Here is a 17,980-nt window from a genome sequence, read left to right as displayed (position 1 = left end):
CGTCCTCCTCTTTCGTGCATCCGTGCCTGCCGGAGCGGCAGGACGTTTGCGCTTGCCTGGCCGTTGGGATGTGCCGGGCCAAGGCACATGTGCCTGGCATCCAGGTCCGCTGCGCCTGAGAAGGCGCGCGCCTGTGGACGCTGAAACCGGGCCTGCATATGCAGGCCTTATTCATTTTTGCCTGCCTCGGCACAGTCACTCCATCGCAACGACGCATCTTTTTCTGCGTCCCCCAACGGAGTGACCCATGTACGCCATCGCACAACTGTTCCTGCTCTTTGCCGCTCATCTGCGGCCCATCGTGGCCGAGGCTGCGGCGAGCGTGGCAGCGGCCTTTCCGGTGCTGCGCCCATGAATGCACTGGCCCAGCATCGCAACGCCATCGTGTCCGTCCTGGCCTCGGTGCCGCAGATCGGCGTTGTGCAGGACCGCGAACGCCATGCCGCCAGCGATGCCGAGCTGGCCGCCCTGTTCACGTATACGCCGCCTGCAGCAGGCACGGCCCATGTCCGCGGCTGGTGGCTGCGCAGAAGCAGCACGGTCGAGCACGGCAGCAGCACGGCCCGCACGGTAAGCGTGCACCAATGGACGCTGCATGGCTACCTGGCCATCGCCGACGCCCAGGCCAGCGAGTTGCTGCTGGACGACCTGGTCGAGCAGTTCCGCGCCCTGGTGCGAGCCGATCCGACCCTGGGTGGCGTGTGCCAGCCCGGTCCCCTGGCAGGCAGCGACGACAGCACCGATGGCGTGCAGGTCATGCGTGCCGAGCCGGTGGATTTCGCGGGAGTGCGTTGCCACTCCGTTGTCCTGCAACTCAGAACCTGGAGCTACCTGTGACCTGCACACCACCGAACCGGGCCTAGACCGGACACCTCGCAACTTTCCCGCAACCCCTGTGGTCCGCGGCGCTGGAGAACGGCGCCCAAGGCCGCGAAACCTTTCCTCATCTCTTCAAAGGATTTTCCAAATGGCAGCAAAGATCATGCGCAAGATGGCCCTCCTGGCCCTGGTTGAAACCGTTGTCGGCACGGCCGTCGTACCGCTGGCGGCCAATGCCATGCTGGTCAGCGACGTGACCCTCACCCCCATCGAGGGCGACGTGGTCGAGCGCAACAACATCCGTCCCTTCTTCGGCTCCAGCGGCAGCACCCTGGTCACCGAATACCAGAAGGTGGCGTTCTCCGTGGAATTCGCGGGTGTGGCCGCAGCGGGCGAGCGTCCCGGTGTGACCGACCTGTTGCGTGCGTGTGCCGCCAGCGCCAGCACCGAGACTGGCGTGAAGACAGTCTTCTCTCCCGTGACCGACGGCATCCAGAGCGTGACCATCTACGGCAACGTGGACGGCACCCTCTACAAGATGCATGGCGCACGCGGCGAGGTGGAGTTCAGCACCGATGCCAAGGCCATTCCCAAGTGGAAGTTCGAGTTCACGGGCTCCTTCGTCCCCGCCGTGGATGAGGCCCTGCCGGCAGTGGACTACAGCGACTTCGTCGCTCCCCTGGGCGTCAACAAGACCAACACCCAACTGACCCTCGACGGCCTGGCGGTGGCCTGCAGCGCCTTCAGCTTCAAGTGCGGCAACCAGGTGGTCAAGCGCGACCTGATGAACGTGGACACCGTGGAAATCACGGACCGAAAGTCCACGGGCAGCGTCACCTTCGAGAACACCAGCGTGGCCACCAAGGACTGGATCGGCCTGGCGCGCGCCAGCGCCATCGTGCCCGTCACGCTCAAGCATGGCCCCGGCGCCACCAACACCGTCAGTTTCAAGAGCGCGCGCGCCCAGATCGGCAAGCCGACCTACAGCGACAGCGATGGCGTGCAGATGATCACGATCCCCCTGTCGTTCATTCCCTCCGACGCGGGCAACGACGAATGGTCCATCGAGATCTGACGCCTCACCTCCCTGCCTGACAACTACACATCCAAGGATCACCATGGCCGTCAAGATTTCCGGGCTCAAGCCCACCATCTCCGTTCCCGCAACGCTGTACCTGCCCGTCGATGAGGGCAGGTTCGGAGCCCATCACTTTGCCGTCGTGTTCAAGCGCCTGGGCAAGGCGCGGCGCGACGAGATCAATGAACTCATCGTCGTCGGCAAGCCCGCCACGCAGCCCGATGGCTCGCAGGAGGTACGGCGCATGACCATCCCTGAACTGCTCGACGAAGTGGTTGTGGGCTGGGAGGGGATGCTGGGCGACGAAGGAACACCCGTGCCCTACAGCCGCGACGAACGCCTGGCGGCCGAGGAGGCCTACCCGGGACTGGAGCAGGCCATGGCCGTGGCCTGGTTCGACGGACTCAACGTGCACCAGCGGGATGCCGCCACAAAAAACTCCGTGGCGCTGTCCGGCATCACCTCGGCCTCGACGGCGCAGACCGCTATCTCGTAGACGACGAGCTGCGCGCCCAGTGCGCGCAGATGGGGATCGACCCCGACCGGATGGTGCCCGGCGATCTGCAACGGCAGCACCCCGAGGACTACGAACTGTGGCCGGAGCATGCGATGGCCTGGAGCGTGTACCTCGGCTGCTCCACCCAGTGGCGCAGGACGGCCACGCCCTGGGGCCAGTGGCACTGGGACGGGCTGGATTACGCCGGGGTCGAGATCGTGATGCGCCGCTACGCGGTGCCCGCCGCGCAGCGCGGCGAGGTCTTCGCGCAATTGCAGGTACTGGAGGCGCAGGCGCTGCGCCAGCTCAACCGGGGCTGAGGCATAGGGGCCTCGGCTCCGGCCTTTCAAGACAAACACAAGCGGTCAAGCATACCGAACAGAGATCAGCATGAGTACAGCGGTCAAAAGCATAGGCATCGCCGAGACGCCCAGCCTGAGCGAGCTGCGTGCGCAGAATGCCCAGTTCTCCCAGGAGCTCGACAAACTCCACGGCAAGCTGCAGCAGGCGTATGCCGGCATGTCGCAGTTCGCAGGTGCCTCAACGGACACGGCGCTTGTGTCGGCGCGTGCCAGCGTCGATATCGAGAGCCTGTCTACTTCCATGGGCAAGATTGCAGGCCGCGCCAATGCCATGCTGGAAGTTGCGGGTTCGGCGGCCAAGGTGGGAGAGGCGCTCTACACGGCCAGTGCCCAGACAGAGAATCTGCGTACACGGCTGGACCTTGCCACCGGCGGCAAGGGCGCGCAGGAACTGGCCTATGTCACGGCCCTGGCCGATCGGCTGGGCCTGCAGCTCAATGCCACCGGCCAGGCCTACGCCGACTTCGCCACCAAGGCGCGAGGTACGGCGCTGGAGGGCGCGCAGGTGCAGACCATCTTCACGGGGATTGCCTCGGCCAACGCGGCCATGGGCCTTTCCGTGGAGCAGGGCAATGCCTCGTTGGCAGCCGTACTCGACCTGATGGGCAAGGGGACGATAGGCGCGTCGGACTTCAGCGAGAAACTGGGACATATCCCGGAGGCGGCGCTGGTCGGCGCTCAGGCCCTGGGTGTGACACAGGAGCGGTTCTCCCAGATGCTGCAGACCGGCGAGGTCGTGACGCAGGACTTTCTGCCCCGTTTCTCGCAGGCGCTGCAAAGCTCCCTGGGAGAGGGGACGGACAAGGCGGCGGACAGGCTGGATGCCGGCACCCAACGCATGGCCAACGCCTGGGACAAGCTCAAGTCCGCCGTGGGAGATTCCGGCATCAGCCAGATGATCTCCTTTGGCATGAATGCAGCGGCCAACGATATGAACGCCTTTTCGGAGTCCATGTCGCGGGCGCGTGACAACGGGTCGGGCTTCCTGGGCCAGATCAGCAGCGGCCTGGGCAACATCGCCGGGCGCGCGGTGGGCTTGCAATACATCAGCACGGCCTTCCAGTCGAATGCGGAAAAGGCAGCCTATCTGGCCAAGGAGCTTCCGCGCGCCAGGGCTGAACTGGAGATGCTGCAGGCCAAGGGGGCAGCGACATCGCGCAATGTATGGGTGCGCACGGCCCATGACGATGCCCAGCGCCTGGTCGAAAAATTGCAGCAGGTGCAGCGCGAATTGATGGCGGCACAGGGTCAGCGCAATGCAGGCGGCGGCCGCGGGTTCATCAATCCGCCGCTGGTGGGACAGCCACAGCCGCAGGAGCAAAGCAAGAAAACCGATGCGCCTGCGCAGAGGAAAGAGAAGCCTGCAGTGCCCCGCATCGTCAGCTACGCACCACCGGCCGCGCCAGCCAGAACGCAGCAGGACGATGAGGAGATCAAGCGCGATCAGGAACTGCAGAAAAGGCAGCAGGAGGTGGCGCAGCTCGTCAAGGAGCACCAGACCAAGGCCGGACTGGCCGAAAAGAACCTGGAACTCGCCCGGCAGGAGACCCTCGCGATCGGTCTGACTGGCGATGCGTTGGGACAGCTGCGGCAGGAGCAGGTCGAAAAGACCATCGCGGAACTGCAAGACAACGCAGCCAAGCAAGAGAGCGTCCGATGCTCGAAGGACGTCGCCGAGGCCGTGGGCAAAGAGGCCGATGCCACGCGCGAACTCGCCAGGGTCAAAGGCTATAACGACTCGGCACGCATGGTGGCCGAGTACGCGCAAAGCGTGAAGGAGGCCAACGAGGCGACCCAGTTCGAGCAGTCCCTGGCCGCCATGTCGCAGCGCGATCGGGAGATCGCCCTGGCGCAGTACAGGATCGAGATAGATCTCCAGAAAAAGCTGCAGGACATCGCGGCCAAGAATCCCTCGGATGCCGCTGCCGCCCAGAAGCTCAAGGAAGACGCCACGGCCGCTGCGAACCAGGCCAAGGCCAATGTCGCCGAGCGCACCCGCATGCAGGAAACCCAGAAGTCCGTTGACCAGATGGACGAGATGTTCCGCAAGGGCTTCGCAGACATGCTGGCCAACGGTACGGAAGGCTGGCGCACGTTCACCAAGAACCTGAGCGCGACGTTCAAGGCCACGGTGGCCGACGAGATGTACAAGGCATTTGCACAGCCGTTCGTCGTGCCGGTGATCGCCTCCATACAAGGCATGATCGGCAACTTATTCAAGATGCCGGGTGGTGCTGGTGCAGCAGGTGGCGGCGAAGCGGCCCTGTTGTCTTCGGGCCAATCCCTCTGGTCCGCATTCTCCGGTGGACTCACGGGTGCAGTGGGCAACGGCTTTGCCACCATGGGGGCAATGTTCGGGAGTTCGGCGGCCACCGCATTCGGCTCAGGTATCGCCGCTGGCGGGCATCTGGGCCTCTTCGGTGGAGCCATGGGCCAAGGGATGACGCTGCTCGGGTCCGGCGCCGCAGGATCCACCGCTGCGGGTTTGGGGACGATGTTGGGCGCGGCCCTGCCATGGGTGGCGGGGGCCATGGCACTGTTTTCCATTGCGGGGTCCTTCGGCTCCCGCGGCCCCAACCACGCCGGTGCCGCCTACAGCACCGCTGGCGTCGGCAACGACAAGGCCGCCGAGCAGCTGTTCGGCCGCGCGGCAGGCGACTGGTACGACGATCTGACACGCCGCCACAGCGATGGCATCGAAAAGCAGCTCAAGACCAGTCTGGACGGACTGGCCCTGGTCTACGGATCCCTGGGCAAGTACGCCACGGGCGGAGTGCGCGACATCGACTTGGTGGGCGGCTTTGCCGCCAACGGAAAGTACACCGACGAGGACGCCTACGGCTACGCCAAGATCATCGACAAGACGACCGGCATGATCCTGGCCGGCTTCGAGAACCGCTCGCTGGGCAACAACCCGGAAGAGGCCTACAAGGCCTTCCTGGGCCAGACCGGTTCCCTGCTGGTGTCCGAACTCAAGAAGGCGGACCTGCCCAGCTGGATGCGCACCACGCTGGACTCGCTGGGCGAAGCACCCAATGTCGAGGCTCTGCAGGCAGCCTTCCAGACCATCGACCTGATCGGCCGCTCCTTCGAGGAACTGGGCAAGAAGATCACGGGCTTTGCCGACCTTACCGACCTGGCCTTCGAGTCCCTGATCAAGGCCTCGGGCGGCATCGAGGCGCTGAATGCCAACGCGGGCAGCTTCTACCAGAACTTCTACAGCGAGGATGAGCGCAAGACCATCGCCAAGCGCGAGATGGGCAGCAAGCTCAAGGACCTGGGCGTGGACATCGACCTGGACGCCGATGACGCCCCGGCCCGGTTCCGCACGCTGGTGGAGGACAAGCTCAAGGCAGCCAACTCCGAGGAGGCGAATGCCAAGGTATTGAAGGACGCCATCTCCAAGGTCCAGGGCACGCAAGGCCTCAAGGACATGGCCAAGACTGGCGCCTTCAAGGACTGGGCCAGCACCACCCTGGAAGAAGGTTCTGGCGATATCGGAAAACTCGCGGCCGATCTCGAGAACCTGGCGAACACCAGCACGTCGCTGGCCGACTTCACTGCCGGTATGGACAAGCTGATCGGCAATATCGGCGGCACCGGCAAATCTTCGGCCGAGACTGCTGCCGAGCTGCTCAAGCTCAACGACACGTTCAAGGCCGTTACCAAGACATCCGAGGATGCTGCGGCGGCTTCGGCCAAACAGGCGGAGGAAGCCAAGCGCAAGCAGGAGGAGCAGGCGCAGGAGGCGAGGAAGAAGAACGAGGCCGATACGGATGCGGCGTGGAGCCTGCTGCAGCGTTCTGTCGATGCGGAGCGCACCCTGGCGCAGGCGCGTCTGGATGCCGCCCGCGAGCAGGTCGAGCTTGCACGTGGTGTGGTGGACCTGGCGCGCGGTGCCGCACGTGATCTCTGGGGTGAGGTCGATACGGTTGCCGCAATGGATGCATCGTTGGCCGGACGGTTCATCCAGGATGCAGTCTCGGCTGTCCGCAATACCGGCTACCTGCCAGAGCAAAAAGCACTCGACGAAGCCATCACTGCGGCGCGCGATGGCCTTTCACGCACGGCCTACACCAGTCGTATCGATGAGGAGCGGGCAAGGCGAGCGCTGGCCGCAGATCTGGAACAGCTCGGTGAAAAGGGGCAGGAGCAGTTGTCAGTGGCCGAACAGCAATTGGCGGCCGAAGAGACTTCCTTGGCTCGGTTGGATGAATTGATCCTTTCCGCCAAGCAGCAACTGGACGCGGCTCGTGGCATAGACACCAGCGTGCGCAGCGTCGATGAAGCGGTGCGTGATTTCCAGGCAAAGCTGCTGGCGGAGAAGAGCGGCGGAAAGTCCGGCCCTGGGGGAGGCGATGTGGCCGTACTGGGGCCTGGGGGGGCGCCTTCGCCTGGAGCGGGCCAGGATGCGCGTTACCGCCGGGCACGCACGGATGGTTCGGGTGGCACCTGGTATGAGCCAGTCACCGACAAGGATCGTTTAGCGCATCTGGACAAGTACAACGATGGCTATCACGCCTTCGACGGAACCGGGGACGCCAGCGGACTGAACCAATGGATCAAGGACAACAAGCTGACCGCCGCAGATCTGGCGGAGCTTTCCGGTCTTTATGAATCCGATTGGCGCAGGTGGTTCGAAGGCGCTGGCATTCCGGCCTTCGCGAAAGGTGGCCTGCACGGTGGTGGCTTGCGCATGGTGGGTGAAAGTGGTTGGGAGATCGAAGCCACCGGACCCGCGCGCCTTTGGAACCAGAGCCAACTGGGACAGGCGCTGATCGGTGGCGCGGATGCTGCTGGCACTCCCTTGCTTTTGGCCATCGAGCGCCTGATTCGCGCTATCGAACAGCAGGATCCTGCCTTGCAGGACATCAAACAGCATGTGCGCGATACGGCCGAGGTGCTGTTGCGTGTAACGCGTGGCGGCGTGGCCATGCAATCGGCTGGCGGCAGCGCCGTATTGGAGCTCTGATGCCAACGATCGATCAACTCGAGCAAGCGGCATCGTTGATGCCGGGCGACCTGACACTGCTGCGCCGGACGGGCCGCACGTATGCCATCGCTGCGGCGGCCATCGCCGGCCCGCAGGGACCGAAGGGTGATCCGGGCGCTGCGGGAGCAACAGGTCCGCGTGGGGCGACAGGTCCTCAAGGCGAGGCCGGCGTGCAAGGCCTGCAGGGGCAGCAAGGACTTCAGGGACCTGCCGGGCCCAAGGGGGATGTGGGTGCTCAGGGACTGCAGGGGCCGCAGGGAGCAACAGGACCCCAGGGTCTACCGGGCACGCCTGGTGCCAAGGGGGATGCCGGCGTTCCCGGACCCCAGGGCCCGGTGGCCATTCCAACCCTGGCGTGGGGTCGCGAACTGGCGAGAGCCGGCTATCTGCGCGAGGCCAATGGTGGCGTGCTTCAGCTCGGGGGGCGCTATGCCATCTGGACGGGTGGCGGCGCGATCACCATGCATCTGCCCAAGAAGAGCGAGGTTGCGCTCGGCGATTTCGTCGAGTTCACGAATCTTCACCTCACCTGGCCTGCGTCCGCGCAGTTCACCGTTGCCCGGCAGGAGTCGGGCACCTACATCCATGGCCACGACAGCCATCTCGTCTGCGACGTGGCCGTGGGTGGCTTTCGGCTGGTGTGCGTCTGGAAGGACGGCACCAACATCTGGTGGAACATCGTTTGAGGAAACCATGATAGTTGTCCCCCCCATGCCTATCACGGCGGCTGGCCTGATCGACTGCAGTGTTCCGGAAGTGGACGCCTCTGCAGGCGAGAAACTGTGGTCGCCAACAACCCACTATGAACGTGGCGCGCAGGTTCTGCGGCTGGAGACGCAGATGCGCTATGAGAACAGCATTGCGGGAGTCGATGCGACGCCTCCCGAACAGGACGCCAGGCGCTGGATGCCCCTGCGTCCCAGCAATCGCTGGGCCATGTTCCGCCATCTCACGAACGATGCCACCGAAGCCCCTGCGACGTTGAGCTTCACCCTGCGCCCAGGCAAGCGCTTCGACACCCTGTTCATGCGGGGGGTACAGGCCGACAAGGTGGTGATGCAGGTCAAGTCCGCGGGCGCCGTCGTTGCCCAACGCGAACGCAAGCTGAACGCGCGCGCCACGCGCACCTGGTCAGGCTATTTCTTTGGCGAATTTCCGCTGATTCCCACGGTTCTGATATCGGACCTGCCTCCATTCACCGGAGCGGAAATCGTGGTCACGCTGGTGCGTGCAGGTGGCCGCCCGGTGCGTGTGGAGCATGCGGCACTAGGCATGAAGAGCTGGATTGGCGATGCGGAATGGGCGCCGCGCAATGACGCGCTGAATTTCTCGGTGGTCGATCGCGACAAGTACGGCGGCATCAAGTTGCAGCCTGTGCGTAGCGTTCCCACGCTCTCGGTCAAGGTCCGCATCCCCAAGGACAACGTCGATACCGCACTGCGCCTGCGCAGGGAACTGGATGCGGCCCCGGCATTGTGGGCTGCACTGGATGACGACACCACCGATGGATATGCCGAAGCCGCGTCGATCTTCGGCCCTTACCGGCGCTTTCCCATCGACCTCAACAACGCGAAAGACTCGTACAGCCATATTGATTTGGAGTCCATGTAATGCCTATTGTCAAACCACCTCTGATTGCACAACTTCCCGTCGCTCCCTATGTCGGAGATCCCGATTTCGACGCGCATGCCGATGCCCTGCTGGGGCAGCTCGAATCGCATCGCCAGCAGATCAACGCCACGAACGATGCGACCTATACCAACGCCTTGCATGTGGAGGAACGCGCCGGATCTGCGGAGGGCGCCGCGCGCGGTGCCTCGCAGTCCGAGGCCGCCGCCGCGCAAAGCGCCATAGCTGCTGCGGCAGCCGCTGGTGCCGTGAAATGGACTGCGGGTACAGCCTATGCGGAGGGCGCCGTGGTCTGGAGTCCGGCCAATGGCCTCAACTACCGCCGCAAGCTTGCCGGCAGCGGCGGCAATGACCCCAGCTCCGATACCTTCAACTGGTGGGTGATGGGGGCGCCCATGTCGGCCCCCATCCAGCGCATCAGCTCCGATACGCTGGCGCAGACACGCATGCATTACGTGATCGAAGCGGCACTCACGCTCACTTTGCCGGCAGCGCCCGCACTGAGCGATGTGGTCCAGATCACGGATCTGTCCGATTCGATGGCCGTGGCCATCCATCCCAACGGCGCTCTCATTCGCGGAGCGAGCGGCGTGATGACTCTCGATGTTCTGCGGGCAGCCGGCTCGCTTGTGTATTCCGGCTCAGCGAAAGGATGGGTGTAAGAAATGCCGAATTTTTCTCAGCTTTTTGGGGGTGGTGGCGGGATTAAAAATGTTCAGCGTGGTGCTACATCTCCTGGTTCCACACAAGTTAATGTCACCATTTCTGCTGTTAATCCTGCAAAGGCATTTGTAAATATATTGACTTCACATTTCTTTCCTCAATATGAATCCAGGGTCAGTGTGAGGATATTAAACTCCACAACACTTGTGGTCGAATCGTATGTTATTACCAATACAACAACCTTTGCGCCAGCTATCGCCTGGGAAGTCGTGGAATTCAATTGAAAGGGCATGCAAAGATGTTTTATTACATGCAGATTGATGCAGATAATATCGGTAAATCACTGTTGCAATCTTCAGAAATTGTTGATTTGCCATACATGATTGCCCGACCAACATACGACGAGCATGAACTTGGAAAATACTGGGACGGAAATGATTTTTCTGCATTGGCTGGTGCAATGGAGTGGCCTCGACTTGTTGTCACAGGCATTGCATCAGATGTGCAAAATGGATTTGTGGCATCGTCGGATCTTACAGATATCACTGTGCCCGTCGGCGCAACCGTGACGTTCCATACTGAGCTATATCGTCAAGATTCGTTGCTCAAGCGTGATGAATCTTTTAGATCGCTTATCCGCAGTCGTGATGGCCGCGAGCGGGTTTTGAGAATGACGCTGGCTCAAGGGGCTATGACGTTCTCCATTCGGTTTGAAGACAGCCGCATATGGGAGCTGACCGAAGCAATGATTAACGCCGACCTCCCACCCGAACGCCGCATGCGGTTCAAGGGTATCAAGATGTTTGTCGTGGAGGCTTGACCCGCCCCAAGCAATGAAACCAAGCCGGCACCTGCCGGCTTTTTTGCGCCAGCCCACAAGCTAGGTGTTTTCCCCCGCATGTCTTCGCCGCGACAAGCTTTCCATGCAAAATAGCACGAACGTTCGTTTTAACAAGAATTTCGCATGTCCAGCGTTTCCGCCCCACGCCGCGCCGCCCGCTCTCAGGCCAACTCCAATGCCGATCCCAAGGCCGGCTCTTCCGTGCACGAAGCCGCTGCGCCCGCGCCGCGCCGCGCGCTGCACAAGGGGCAGCAGACCAAGGCCACCATTGTGGAGGCTGCCCTCAACCTGGCCACGCACATCGGCCTTGAGGGCCTGTCTATCGGCGCTCTGGCCGAGCTGACGGGCATGAGCAAGTCGGGCGTGTTCGCGCATTTTGGCTCGCGCGAGGAGCTGCAGATTTCCGTGGTGCATGAATACCACGACCGTTTCGAGCAGGAAGTGTTCTTCCCGGCGCTTCAGGCGCCGCGCGGCGTGGCGCGTCTGCGCGCGCTGTTCGACAACTGGATGAAGCGCACGTCGATCGAGCTGGACTCGGGCTGCATCTATATCAGCGGCGCCGTGGAGTTCGACGACCGCACGGGGCCGGTGCGCGATGCGCTGACGGCCTCGGTCCAGACCTGGCACGCAGCCATGCGCCGCACCATCGTGCAGTGCCGCGAATGCGGCGACCTGCGTGCCGACCTGGACGAGAACCAGCTGCTGTTCGAGATCCACGGCCTGATCCTGGCCCTGCATTACGAGGCGCGCTTCCTGCGCAACGAAGGCTCCATGCAGCGCGCCATCGACGGCTTCGAGAGCATCCTGGCGCGCTACGCCAGCCCGACCTGATTTTTCAGTTTCACCGTTTTCACCGCATCCACTGCAAACCCCGCCAACACAGGAGAAGACAAATGCCCAGCTACAACCCGCCCCTGCGCGACATGCAATTCCTCATGCACGAGGTGTTCAAGGTCACGGATGACTACCGGCAGATGACGGCGCATGCCGAGGTCGATGCCGACACCATCAACGCCGTGCTGGAAGAGGCGGGCAAGTTCGCGGCCAATGTGACGTTTCCGCTGAACATCAGCGGCGATGCCGAGGGCTGCGTGCTGAACAAGGAAACCCACGAGGTCACCACGCCCAAGGGCTTCAAGGAGGCCTACCAGAAGTATGTGGAAGGCGGCTGGCCTTCGCTGTCCTGCGACACGGCCTATGGCGGCCAGGGCCTGCCCTTTGCGGTGAACTCGGCGCTGTACGAGATGCTCAACAGCGCCAACCAGGCCTGGACCATGTACCCCGGGCTGTCGCACGGCGCCTACGAGGCCCTGCATGTGCATGGCACGGAAGAGCAAAAGAAGCTGTACCTGCCCAAGCTGACCAGCGGCGAGTGGACCGGCACCATGTGCCTGACCGAGCCCCATTGCGGCACCGACCTGGGACTGCTGCGCACCAAGGCCGAGCCCGTGGCCGGCGCGCCCGAGGGCACCTACAAAATCACCGGCAACAAGATCTTCATCAGCGCTGGCGAGCACGATTTCACAGAGAACATCGTCCATCTGGTGCTGGCCCGCCTGCCCGATGCGCCCCCGGGCTCCAAGGGCATCAGCCTGTTCGTGGTGCCCAAGTTCGTGGTCAAGGCCGATGGCTCGCTGGGCGAGCGCAACCCCATCTTCTGCGGCGCACTGGAGCACAAGATGGGCATCCATGGCAATGCCACGGCTCAGATCAATATCGACGGCGCCATCGGCACCCTGGTGGGCCAGCCGAACAAGGGTCTGCAGGCCATGTTCGTGATGATGAATGCCGCCCGCCTGGGCGTGGGCAACCAGTCGCTGGGCCTGACCGAGGTGGCCTACCAGAACGCCCTGGCCTATGCCAAGGACCGCCTGCAGATGCGCAGCCTGTCGGGCACCAAGGCCAAGGACAAGCCGGCCGACCCCATCATCGTCCACCCCGACGTGCGCCGCATGCTGCTGACGGCCAAGGCCTATGCCGAAGGCGGCCGCGCGCTGGTGACCTACTGCGCCTTCCTGATCGACAAGGAGTTCAACCACCCAGACGAAAAGGTGCGCAAGGACAGCGCCGAGCTGGTGGCGCTGCTGACCCCCATCGTCAAGGCCTTCATCACCGACAACGGCTGGACGGCCACCACCATGAGCCAGCAGGTCTATGGCGGCCATGGCTTCATCACCGAATGGGGCATGGAGCAGTTCGTGCGCGATGCGCGCATCAACATGATCTATGAAGGCACGAACGGCATCCAGGCGCTGGACCTGCTGGGCCGCAAGGTGCTGGGCAACCAGGGCGCATCGCTCAAGAAGTTCGGCAAGCTGGTGGCGCAACTGGTGGAGGAAGAGGGCGTCAACGAGAAGATGGCCGAGTTCATCAATCCCATCGCCTACCTGGGCGACCAGATGACCAAGTTCACCACCGAGATCGGCTTCAAGGGCATGCAAAACCCCGACGAGGTGGGCGCCGCCTCTGTGGACTACCTGCGTGTGGCGGGCCACCTGGTGTTCGGCTACTTCTTCGCCCGCATGGCCCAGGTGGCGCTGCGTGAAATCGCCAAGGGCAACACCGACCCGTTCTACCAGGCCAAGCTGCAGACCGCGCGTTTCTACTTCGCCAAGCTGTTCCCCGAGACCGCGACGCTGATGCGCACGGCCCGCGCGGGCAGCAAGTCCCTGATGGACACGGACGCGGCGCTGGCCTGAACGGCTTCACTCCAACATGGGAGCACGGGCTGTGCGCATCAGCGTGGTCTGTGCGCCTTTCTAGGCGAAAGGGGTTTGAAATGAAGGCATATCAAGCACTGGCAGCAATGGTGCTGGGCCTCACGGCCGTCGCGGCGCAGGCGCAGATGACGCCCGTGGGCCTGTGGAAGAGCGTGGACGACAAGAGCGGCGAAGCCAAGTCCGAGATCCGCGTGGCCGAGAACGACGGCGTGGTCACGGGCCGCATCGAGCAGATCCTGCGCAAGGGCGCCGATCCGGCCGCCACCTGCACCGAGTGTTCTGACGACCGCAAGGGCCAGCCGCTCAAGGGGCTGGAGATCATCCGCGGCGCCAAGAAGGCCGAGGGCAAGGACGTCTGGGAAGGCGGCAAGATCCTCGACCCCGAAAACGGCAAGACCTACACCCTGCGCCTGACGCCCATCGAGGGCGGCGCCAAGCTCGAGGTGCGCGGCTCCATCGGCCCCTTTGGCCGCACCCAGACCTGGGTGCGCGTGCAGTAAACCATTCCGGAAGGCGGCCGCAGCGGCCACCTCCCTCCCACTTGTGGAACATCCATGTCCCGATTCAATGTGAAGAAAGTCGCCGTGCTCGGCGCTGGCGTGATGGGTGCGCAGATCGCGGCCCATCTGGTCAATGTCAAGGTGCCCGTGGTGCTGTTCGACCTGCCTGCCAAGGAAGGCCCGAAAAGCGGCATCGCCGAGCGCGCCATCGCCAACCTCAAGAAGCTCAAGCCTTCGCCCATCGGCGTGGCCGAGGACGCGGACCTGATCCAGCCCGCCAACTACGAGGAGCACCTCAAGCTGCTCAAGGGCTGCGACCTGATCATCGAGGCCATTGCCGAGCGCATGGACTGGAAGCTCGATCTGTACACCAAGATCGCGCCCCATGTGGCCAAGCACGCCATCGTGGCGTCCAACACCTCGGGCCTGTCCATCACCAAGCTGTCCGAGGCGCTGCCCGACGCGATCAAGCCGCGCTTTTGCGGCATCCACTTCTTCAACCCGCCGCGCTACATGCCGCTGGTGGAGCTGATCGCCACGCCGACCACGCAGCCCGTGGTGCTGGACCAGCTCGAAGCCTTCGTCACCAGCGGCCTGGGCAAGGGCGTGGTGCGCGCCAAGGACACGCCCAACTTCATCGCCAACCGCATCGGCATCGCCGGCATGCTGGCCACCATGAAGGAGGTCGAGAACTTCGGACTGACCTTCGACGTGGTCGATGACCTCACCGGCAAGAAGCTGGGCCGCGCATCCAGCGGTACCTTCCGCACGGCCGACGTGGTGGGCCTGGACACCATGGCCCATGTGATCAAGACGCTGCAGGACAACCTCAGCGCCGAGACCGATCCCTTCTACGCCAGCTTCGGCACGCCGCCCGTGCTGGCCAAGCTGATCGAGCTGGGCAACCTGGGCCAGAAGGCGAAGAAGGGCTTCTACAAGAAGGTCGGCCGCGACATCCTGCAGTTCGAGCTGGACAGCGAGGACTACGTGCCCGCAGGCGGCAAGGCCGACGAGGTCTATGGCCGCATGCTCAAGAAGCCTGCTGCCGAGCGCCTGAAGCTGCTGCGCAATGCCGAGGGCGCGCAGGGCCGCTTCCTGTGGGCCATCCTGCGCAACAGCTTCCACTACGCGGCCATCCACCTGGAGAGCATTGCGGAGTCCGCCCGCGACGTGGACCAGGCCATGCGCTGGGGCTTCGGCATGAAGCAGGGCCCGTTCGAGCTGTGGCAGGAAGCCGGCTGGCTGGAAGTGGCGAAGATGGTCCAGGAGGACATCGATGCCGGCAAGGCATTGAGCAAGGCGCCTCTGCCCAAGTGGGTCTTCGAAGGCCCCGTGGCCGAGGCCGGCGGCGTGCACACGGCGCAGGGCTCGTGGAGCCCTGCCAAGGGCCAGTTCGTGCCCCGCCGCGTGCTGCCCGTCTACGAGCGCCAGATCTTCCCCGAGAAGCTGCTGGGCGAAGACAGCCTGCCCGACTGGAAGACGGCCGGCACCACGATCGCCGAATCCAAGGCGCTGCGCACCTGGACGCTGGACGGCCAGATCCTGATCGCCAGCATCAAGAACAAGATGCACGCCATCAGCCCCGAAGTCATGGAAGCGCTGATGGAGGCCGTGGACGTGGCCGAGACCGACTTCCAGGGCATGGTCATCTGGTCGGGCGATGCGCCGTTCAGCGTGGGCGCCGACCTGGAAGCCACCATGCCGGCCTTCGTGATCGGTGGCGCCGACGCCATCGAAAGCGTGGAGCAGGAGCTGCAAAACCTGATGCTGCGCATCCGCTACGCCCAGGTGCCCGTGGTTGCGGCCATCCATGGCATGGCGCTGGGCGGCGGCTGCGAGCTGGCCGTCTACAGCGCACGCCGCGTGGCGCACATGGAAAGCTACATCGGCCTGGTGGAAGTCGGCGTGGGCCTGGTGCCCGGCGCGGGCGGCCTGACCTACATCGCGCGCCGCGCGGCAGAGAACGCCGCCACCAGCACGGGCAAGGACCTGCTGCCCTTCCTGACCGAAGGCTTCACGGCCGCGGCCATGGCCAAGATGGGCACCAGTGCCATCGAGTCGCGCAAGCTGGGCTACCTGCTGGACAGCGACCTCATCGTGCCGCACAAGGACGAGCTGCTCTTCGTCGCCATCAACGAGGCCAAGTCCATGGCCGCAGGCGGCTGGCGCGCGCCGCTGCCGCGCAGCTTCCCCGTGGCGGGACGCAGCGGCGTGGCCACCATCAAGGGCTCGCTGGTCAACATGCGTGACGGCGGCTTCATCAGCGAGTTCGACCAGCATGTGGCCAGCCTGATCGCCAACGTGGTCTGCGGCGGCGACGTGGATGCGGGCACCCTGGTGGACGAGGCCTATCTGATGAAGCTCGAACGCAAGGCGTTCTGCCACCTGATCGGCCATCCCAAGACGCATGAACGCATTCTCGGAATGCTGAACACCGGCAAGCCCGTCCGGAATTGATATGTCCCCCCTGAGTCGCTTCGCGCCTTCCCCCCCAGGGGGACGACAGCCTCGCGGCGGGGCGGCCCTTGCTCGCTGTCCCTGGTCTGGAGCACGCCAGTTGTCTGGGGCGCGCCCTTTTCGGGGGCTGCGGGGGTGATGAATAACTGAGATCGAGGAGCAATCTCCATGAAACAAATCCAAGACGCCTACATCGTCGCCGCCACGCGCACGCCCATCGGCAAGTCGCACAAGGGCTTTTTCCGCAACTACCGTCCCGACGACCTGCTGGCGACCACGCTGAAGGCCGCGCTGGCCCAGGTGCCGGGGCTGGACCCGGCTGCCATCGAGGACATCATCTGCGGCTGCGCCATCCCCGAGGCCCAGCAGGGCCTGAACGTGGCGCGCATCAGCGCCGTGCTGGCGGGCCTGCCCACCAGCGTGGGTGGCATCACCGTGAACCGCTTCTGCGCCTCGGGCCTGTCGGCCGTGGCCATGGCGGCGGACCGCATCCGTGTGGGCGAGGCCGACGTGATGATCGCGGCCGGCGTCGAGAGCATGAGCATGGTGCCCATGATGGGCAACGCGCCCTCGCTGTCGCCGTCCATCTTCGAGCGCGATGGTGACGTGGGCATTGCCTATGGCATGGGCCTGACGGCCGAGAAGGTGGCCCAGCAGTGGAAGGTCTCGCGCGATGCGCAGGACGCCTTTGCGCTGGAGTCGCACCGCCGTGCCCTGGCCGCGCAGCAGGCCGGCGAGTTCAAGGACGAGATCACGCCCATCGAGGTCACTGACCGGAGCCTGGACCTGGCCAAGGGCGAGCCCGTGGTACGCACGCGCACCGTGGAGCTGGACGAGGGCGCACGCCCCGACACCAGCCTGGAAGGCCTGGGCAAGCTGCGCACCGTGTTCGCGGCGCGCGGCTCGGTGACGGCCGGCAACAGCTCGCAGACCAGCGATGGCGCAGGCGCGCTGATCCTGGCCAGCGGCGCCGCCGTGCAGCGCTTCGGCCTCACGCCGCTGGCGCGCTTCGTGAGCTATGCCAGCAAGGGCGTGCCGCCAGCCATCATGGGCATCGGTCCTATCGAGGCCATCCCGGCCGCGCTGCGCTATGCGGGCCTCAAGCAGGACGACATCGACTGGTTCGAACTCAACGAAGCCTTTGCCGCCCAGTCGCTGGCCGTGGTCAACACGCTGGGCCTGGACCCCGCCAAGGTCAATCCCATGGGCGGCGCGATTGCCCTGGGCCACCCGCTGGGTGCCACAGGCGCCATCCGCTCGGCTACCGTGGTGCATGCGTTGCGCCGCAAGCAATTGCGCTACGGCATGGTGACGATGTGCGTCGGAATGGGCCAGGGCGCCGCCGGCATCTTCGAGAGGATGTAGCACCCCCTGAGCGGCTTTGCCGCTTCCCCCTCTCTACTCGCTGCGCGAGGGAGGGGG

General features: G+C 64.2%; 15 protein-coding genes. All 15 read left to right on the top strand.

Annotated elements, in window-relative coordinates; all coding sequences use genetic code 11:
- The first annotated feature begins 351 nt into the window (after positions 1–351).
- Positions 352–837 (top strand): hypothetical protein, encoded by a 486-nt coding sequence (locus DTS01S_RS00360; protein WP_017405922.1) that lies wholly within the window; start codon positions 352–354, stop codon positions 835–837.
- A 130-nt stretch (positions 838–967) separates the two neighbouring features.
- Positions 968–1,894 (top strand): phage tail tube protein, encoded by a 927-nt coding sequence (locus DTS01S_RS00355; RefSeq protein ID WP_012203258.1) that lies wholly within the window; start codon positions 968–970, stop codon positions 1,892–1,894.
- Positions 1,895–1,937: 43 nt separating this feature from the next.
- A complete protein-coding gene (locus tag DTS01S_RS00350; protein ID WP_012203259.1) occupies positions 1,938–2,393 on the top strand; it encodes a hypothetical protein in 456 nt (151 codons plus the stop codon).
- 29 nt (positions 2,394–2,422) lie between these two features.
- On the top strand, positions 2,423–2,713 hold the full coding sequence (locus DTS01S_RS00345) for a DUF1799 domain-containing protein (RefSeq protein WP_016446439.1): 291 nt from the start codon (positions 2,423–2,425) through the stop codon (positions 2,711–2,713).
- 70 nt (positions 2,714–2,783) lie between these two features.
- Positions 2,784–7,727: a tape measure protein gene (locus DTS01S_RS00340; RefSeq protein WP_061287127.1), complete on the top strand. Its 4,944-nt coding sequence runs from the start codon at positions 2,784–2,786 to the stop codon at positions 7,725–7,727.
- Entirely contained in the window at positions 7,727–8,434 is a 708-nt protein-coding gene (locus DTS01S_RS31405; protein WP_047217718.1) for a collagen-like protein, read from the top strand. The genes DTS01S_RS00340 and DTS01S_RS31405 overlap by 1 nt, the downstream gene beginning before the upstream one ends.
- Positions 8,435–8,459: 25 nt before the next feature.
- Positions 8,460–9,359 carry a hypothetical protein gene (locus tag DTS01S_RS00330; protein ID WP_017405919.1) on the top strand — a complete coding sequence of 300 codons (900 nt, stop codon included), beginning with the start codon at positions 8,460–8,462 and terminating at the stop codon, positions 9,357–9,359.
- Positions 9,359–10,039 carry a hypothetical protein gene (locus DTS01S_RS00325; protein WP_017405918.1) on the top strand — a complete coding sequence of 227 codons (681 nt, stop codon included), beginning with the start codon at positions 9,359–9,361 and terminating at the stop codon, positions 10,037–10,039. The genes DTS01S_RS00330 and DTS01S_RS00325 overlap by 1 nt, the downstream gene beginning before the upstream one ends.
- A gap of 3 nt (positions 10,040–10,042) precedes the next feature.
- Positions 10,043–10,324: a hypothetical protein gene (locus DTS01S_RS30255; RefSeq protein WP_139223824.1), complete on the top strand. Its 282-nt coding sequence runs from the start codon at positions 10,043–10,045 to the stop codon at positions 10,322–10,324.
- A gap of 26 nt (positions 10,325–10,350) precedes the next feature.
- Entirely contained in the window at positions 10,351–10,860 is a 510-nt protein-coding gene (locus tag DTS01S_RS30250; RefSeq protein WP_139223823.1) for a hypothetical protein, read from the top strand.
- 144 nt (positions 10,861–11,004) lie between these two features.
- Positions 11,005–11,712, top strand: a complete 708-nt coding sequence (locus DTS01S_RS00320; protein WP_017405916.1) for a TetR/AcrR family transcriptional regulator — start codon at positions 11,005–11,007, stop codon at positions 11,710–11,712.
- Positions 11,713–11,774: 62 nt separating this feature from the next.
- Complete coding sequence (locus DTS01S_RS00315) at positions 11,775–13,580, top strand: acyl-CoA dehydrogenase C-terminal domain-containing protein (protein ID WP_017405915.1); 1,806 nt, start codon at positions 11,775–11,777, stop codon at positions 13,578–13,580.
- 80 nt (positions 13,581–13,660) lie between these two features.
- Positions 13,661–14,101, top strand: a complete 441-nt coding sequence (locus DTS01S_RS00310) for a DUF2147 domain-containing protein (RefSeq protein WP_016446431.1) — start codon at positions 13,661–13,663, stop codon at positions 14,099–14,101.
- Positions 14,102–14,155: 54 nt separating this feature from the next.
- Positions 14,156–16,558 carry a 3-hydroxyacyl-CoA dehydrogenase/enoyl-CoA hydratase family protein gene (locus DTS01S_RS00305; protein WP_061287126.1) on the top strand — a complete coding sequence of 801 codons (2,403 nt, stop codon included), beginning with the start codon at positions 14,156–14,158 and terminating at the stop codon, positions 16,556–16,558.
- Between the two features lie 168 nt (positions 16,559–16,726).
- Positions 16,727–17,923: an acetyl-CoA C-acyltransferase gene (locus DTS01S_RS00300; protein ID WP_061287125.1), complete on the top strand. Its 1,197-nt coding sequence runs from the start codon at positions 16,727–16,729 to the stop codon at positions 17,921–17,923.
- Positions 17,924–17,980 lie beyond the last annotated feature (57 nt).

It is taken from the genome of Delftia tsuruhatensis NBRC 16741, assembly GCF_001571325.1.
GTDB classification, from domain to species: Bacteria; Pseudomonadota; Gammaproteobacteria; order Burkholderiales; family Burkholderiaceae_C; genus Comamonas; species Comamonas tsuruhatensis.
The sequence above is the reverse complement of the archived record's forward strand: the minus strand, read 5'-3'. Positions and strand labels throughout refer to the sequence as shown.